This is a genomic window from Atlantibacter hermannii (assembly GCF_009907385.1).
GTDB lineage: Bacteria > Pseudomonadota > Gammaproteobacteria > Enterobacterales > Enterobacteriaceae > Atlantibacter > Atlantibacter hermannii_A.
Genome location: NZ_JAAATR010000055.1, coordinates 1 through 5,153, shown reverse-complemented (window position 1 = coordinate 5,153; position 5,153 = coordinate 1). Strand labels below are relative to the sequence as shown.

Below are 5,153 nucleotides of genomic sequence, written 5' to 3'. Positions count from 1 at the left end.
CCCACTAACCCGTTCATACATGGGCCAATGTTCAAAATAGTCAGGTTCTCCGCCCATAATTAGATTAAACATTAAAACTAAATCCTTATATTTTACTTAATGAATTATTTACAATCCAATCAATTGCGCCAGAGGTGCGAATCCAAGGCTTTATATTATGATTCACATAATAAATGGCTTCATCCATTCCACCTAACGTGATATATCCACTGTTAGACTTGATCTGTAATCTGCACTTCGATAACAAGCCGGGGATGTGTCTATTAGAATCAATCGCAGCTTTAGCGATATCATCGGCATCCGGGGATGACTGTCGGTAGGCGAGTAGGGCGCGTGTATACTGAAAAAACGAACGCATATCCCCAGGATAATCGTCCAGTAGCAAGGCCAGATCATCCACCATTTCAAGCTCAAGGTAATAGTTCGCTAATAAATGACGAATCCCCTGGTTATCGTTCGGGTTGAGCTTCAGCATTTCGCGGCTATGAGCCATAGCCGGATAAAAATTACCAGACTCCCATAAGGCCTCAGCCAAAGCTGCTTTTGCTCTCATATATGGACGTGTTTCGACAAATCCCCAGAAACGTCCTGCGAACTCCTGAAAATCCTCGCCAAGTGCAATGCTGGCTGCGTACAAAGCAGTCTCCAGCTTCCCGATTTTTGACTCAGGAGGTTCTTGAGATATCTCGCAGTAGAATGAGTATGCGTCAGCACAGAGCGGGGATTTCTTGATAGCTTTTCTGATGAGTTTCAGCACAACTTCCAGGTCATCATTTTCCCAGGCATCGAACATGAACTCCTGAGCCGCAACCAGATCTAGATGTAATTGCTCAGAGCTGACAGCAGTTTTATACAAATCAACGCGCTTTGTAGTCGGGAATTTAATCATCTCAAGTATCCTTTTGGGGACTCACTGTTCCGGTACTTTGCAGCACTGATGGTCGATTCTATCGCTTTGAACTTGCCACAAACAAGCTCGGGTCTGCCAGAACGGGATTGATAGCCCGGAGCTGTTCCTGGATGCGCACCTGAGCCTTACGGCTGGGCGATTTTTTGCTTCGTTCCCGTTTGCCTTCGCTTTCCCGCTCATCCTGTTTTACCTGAGCCAGTCGGAGTACAGTCCCGAGACGTTTGTTATCAACAATCTGCCCCTGGTCGACACAGGCCAGCTTATCAAATGCCTGGCACTTAAGGCTCCGGTGCCCATAGAGGAAGGCGAGGGTGCCATCGGGATAATCCAGTACTTTAATTTTTTCACCGGCAAGACGGCTATTTTCTTCTGTGGTGTCCATGAGATAAAGGATCTTATCGTACTGGAAGGTCAGTGATTTCGACACGGTACGAACATCATGCCAGGCAAAGATGTCTCTTAATTCATCGGGGCTTTCCTGCACCGGACGATGCAAATCTTTGGGGAACTTAGCCGGTCGTGAAAACCGGCTGTTAAAGTCAGCGATGAAAGTGGCAAGCCAGGCATTTGCGGCCTCAATGCCGGTTATACCTTCCAGACGCATTTCTTTGATCAGCCGATCCTGAAGTGTCTGATTCGCACGTTCCACGCGGCCTTTAGCTTCAGAGCTGTTGGCACAAATAAGCTCGATTGCCAGGTCATAAAGCACACGTCCGAACTGGGTAACGGTGGTATTGCGTTTCTCCGGACCACTGACGCGAAATATTGCGTGTTTGTCACTGTACAGCGATACCGGCTTCCCATGCTGCTCGATGTATTCCCGGGTTGCCAGCATGTAGTCAAAGGCTGTTTCTGACTCGCTGAACCGCAAATGCATCAGACGCCCGGTGGCATCATCGATAAAGACCAGCAGGCAGCATTTTGGCGCACGGCCTTCAAACCAGTCATGGTGGGAGCCGTCGATCTGGATAAGTTCACCCAGACAATCACGCCGATGTCGGGGTTGATAAACCCGTGACTTACGGCGAGCATGCGGGACCCAGAGTCCGTCAGACGTCATCCAGTTGCGGACGGTCTCGATTGAAAGCCGGATATTATGGCGCTCTCTGAGTTTTTCTGCGGCCAGTGTGGGCCCAAAGTCACTGTAGTTTTCACGTATCAGCGTGAGTACTCGTAGTTTGAGAGATTCGGTCAACCGGCGGTTGCTGGGCTGGCCGCGTTTGCGGCTGACAAGTCCTTCAGCACCAGAAACTCGGTAACGATTGATAAGTCGTTGCGCCTGACGTTCTGAAATGCCAAGCTGTGATGCTGCATCACGACGGCGTAGACGCTTTTCACAAACTGCCTGTATCACCGGTAGGCGGTGGATCTCTTTATCTGACATGGTCACCAACATGCGTTGAGCCCCTTAGAATTGCATTCAGTTTAGCTTACTCTAAGGTGACGTTTCTATCTGGATAAAAAGTGACATTACTAAATGGTTCTAACAACTTAAGTGCGCATAATCAGGATTATGTAAGATCAGCGTTAAGTAGTCGATTTATTTGAAAGTGACGTCGTCTTTAAGTTAAAATCACCTATAATCAATACCTACTGGAGCAGCTCATGGCTGACACCTACCTCCCCCCGGGCTTTAAAAAATGCAAATCATGTCAGCAAGTTAAACCCTTTGAACAGTTTGGAAAAGAGCTCAAGGGCAAGTTTGGCCTCAAGAGTAAATGCCGAGCGTGTATTAGCGAGAAAAACAAAACGTACGCAGCAGGCCCAGGGGCCGAAGTAAAGACGCAAAATAATAGGACCTACCAGGCAGAAAACAAGACTGAGCTCGCGGAGAAAATGCGCGTTAAGCGTGCGAAAGAAAAATTTGGTGATCGCTATAATTCCTACCTCGCTTCTTTAGAGTCCATGAAAAAACTCAAATAATGTAATCGCCAACGGAGGAATAATGAATGTACATCTGAAATATGATACGATAAAGCACTATCACTTTGATTGGCTAACGCCTGCTGGCGACTATCCTAATTCAGCGGTTATGCTCGTAGGTTTCCGTGATGGGCGCTGGATTATTGTTCAAGAGTTCGGAAATGATTATAGCTGCTTCGAGGGCGTTCTGAAGAATGGTGATGATCTTAATACGGAGCCTAAATTCTATTCCGACTTAGAAAGCGTAGCGGTTGCTGCTTTTGGCATGATGAAGCAGATATATCCCCAGTACCAAGATAGCACGTTAGAAGAATTCCTCGCTGGATAAAATATTCTAGAAACCAAACTCGCCTTATTCGAAGGAAACTGACTATGTATAGAAAGGTTTTAGCTCTTTCAGCCTTACTGATTTCTGCTTGTTCCACCGATAATCCTCATAAACAAAGTATGCACCACAATGATTTTGAGCTTTCGGACTCAGCTGTAAAAATTCAAATCAAGTCTGGAAATAAGACAATCTCCGGCTCAGGTACTTGGATCGATGAACAACATATTCTTACAGCTTCACATTTATGGCTTGATGCAAGCAAGGATTATAGTCTAAGTATAATAACAAGGAATGGGAGCCAACCAGCAACAGTTATCAATATTGATGATCCTAAGAACCGGGACCTCGCTCTTTTAAAAGTAGAAAAAAATACTATTGTCAAAGCCCCACCTAATTGGAAGCTTCCAGTATGTGATAATGTTCTAGCTCCAGGTGAGTCTGTTTGGGTTCTATCGGGAATGTATAATACGCTTTCAAATACGTATGCTTCCCCCGACTCAACCTACTATTATAAAGGAATAGTTGGTTCTGATGGTTTGACTGCTTTTTATCAAAATGGAGTTAGTGGAAGCGCTGTGTTAAACCAATCTAAGAGTTGCTTATATGGTGTTGTGAGTCAACAAGACATTAAAAAGATCAATGTCTATCAGATATATATTACGAAGATTACTACAAATGAAATTATACGCGGATTCATAGGTTATAAAAATAATTAAATGAGCGTAATCTTACAACAGGCAATTCCGACGTTATCTGCGTTGGTCTACCTATCTGAACCTTTAAAAGGAACGTCTATCATGTATAAACTTTTACCCGCAATACTAGTCTTTCTTTCGGTGTTCCTTGGACTAATCGCTCTACTCAGTGCTATCAAAAATGGTTCTGATGAATTGGCGGTATTCCTCATTACACTTTCGGCGTGGTTCGCTGCTTTAAGTAAGTTTTATTCACTTAAACTGTATAAAAATAGTTAGCCTGTGAATCCAAATACAGTTGACAAGTATCCAGCACTGCCCCCGTGATTTATTCAGGTTAGAAGCATTCCCGGAGTGCAGGCTGGGATTAGAAAAGTTACTTTTCTTACGATGTACCAACCAATAGGGCACGACTTATCGTAATGCCTAATTACATATTACCTGTTTAAGTCGATCTAATAATTTCATTGGAGCAGACATGTCCCCGGAATTGGTATCAGGCATTGCACGAGTGGCGCATGAAAAGCTACTTTCAGTTTTGACGGAGTGCGGCACAAAGAAGACGAAAGGCACATGCCTTTTTGCAAGCTATCTTGTATGTTATTTAGCAAAAACTAAAGGTCTAGATGCTGTTGTTCGTGGGGGTAACGGTGCAGATGATGGCGGTATATTTACAGAGAGTGGTGGCTTTGGCCATTATTGGTGTGAATTGAACTTCGAAGAAGTGCAATATTATATTGACATCACTTCCGAGCAGTTTGGGTTTCATCCATACATAGTGAAACGCGTCAACGATATAACAGGATGGCCACGATATATTCCTGGTGATCAGGAAACGGTCGATAGTCATTTAGAACAATTATTACGCGACGGCTATACAGAATAGGCTGCGTATACACTATCGCAGCCTTTCAGGCTCTTAACCCTTGTGACCAGTTAACGGAACCACTCAGGATGACGCTGCCGATCAACGTTGATAACCTGCGAATTAAATTCAACGACATCCGCTGGAGTAAGCATTAATTCATCAGGATTTACAATAAATGGTCTTAAAACCACTTCGCCACCGTCTTCTTTTGCACCGTAGATATTAATAAGAAAGTGCAGTCGTTGATTTCCGTCAGCATTGCGTTGCCATTCTCTAAAAGTCAAAGTCTGTTTAATATAGTTTGTTAAAAGAAATGCGAATTCAGATTCTTCCGTTTGTGAGATACCGTTTTTGTTAGACATTTTTTTTAGTATCTTTCCGAGCATGGATACACAGGCATCTAGGGAAGGTGCGAATAAGCAGGTCATT

Annotated in this window: 7 protein-coding genes; 4 read left to right on the top strand and 3 right to left on the bottom strand. The window is 44.2% G+C overall.

What is annotated here, in order from left to right; genetic code table 11:
- Positions 1–85: 85 nt before the first annotated feature.
- Together GV764_RS14790 and GV764_RS14785 are read right to left on the bottom strand one after the other, a co-directional pair.
- Positions 86–889, bottom strand: coding sequence for a hypothetical protein (locus GV764_RS14790; RefSeq protein ID WP_000589340.1), 804 nt, complete (start codon positions 887–889; stop codon positions 86–88).
- A 58-nt stretch (positions 890–947) separates the two neighbouring features.
- Positions 948–2,294, bottom strand: coding sequence for an ISNCY-like element ISLad2 family transposase (locus GV764_RS14785; protein ID WP_076611902.1), 1,347 nt, complete (start codon positions 2,292–2,294; stop codon positions 948–950).
- A 221-nt stretch (positions 2,295–2,515) separates the two neighbouring features.
- Here GV764_RS14785 and GV764_RS14780 point away from each other — a divergent pair, with 221 nt between their 5' ends.
- The 4 genes from GV764_RS14780 (at position 2,516) to GV764_RS14765 (ending at position 4,742) form a co-directional block, all read left to right on the top strand.
- Positions 2,516–2,833, top strand: a complete 318-nt coding sequence (locus tag GV764_RS14780; RefSeq protein ID WP_000785965.1) for a hypothetical protein — start codon at positions 2,516–2,518, stop codon at positions 2,831–2,833.
- 22 nt (positions 2,834–2,855) lie between these two features.
- Positions 2,856–3,161 (top strand): hypothetical protein, encoded by a 306-nt coding sequence (locus GV764_RS14775; RefSeq protein ID WP_001100610.1) that lies wholly within the window; start codon positions 2,856–2,858, stop codon positions 3,159–3,161.
- 44 nt (positions 3,162–3,205) lie between these two features.
- Positions 3,206–3,877 carry a S1 family peptidase gene (locus GV764_RS14770; RefSeq protein ID WP_000285959.1) on the top strand — a complete coding sequence of 224 codons (672 nt, stop codon included), beginning with the start codon at positions 3,206–3,208 and terminating at the stop codon, positions 3,875–3,877.
- A 457-nt stretch (positions 3,878–4,334) separates the two neighbouring features.
- Entirely contained in the window at positions 4,335–4,742 is a 408-nt protein-coding gene (locus GV764_RS14765) for a hypothetical protein (protein ID WP_001371904.1), read from the top strand.
- Between the two features lie 50 nt (positions 4,743–4,792).
- On the opposite strand, the gene GV764_RS14760 is transcribed toward GV764_RS14765, so the two are convergent.
- A partial coding sequence (locus tag GV764_RS14760; protein ID WP_233629172.1) for a hypothetical protein occupies positions 4,793–5,153 on the bottom strand: 361 nt, incomplete at its 5' end.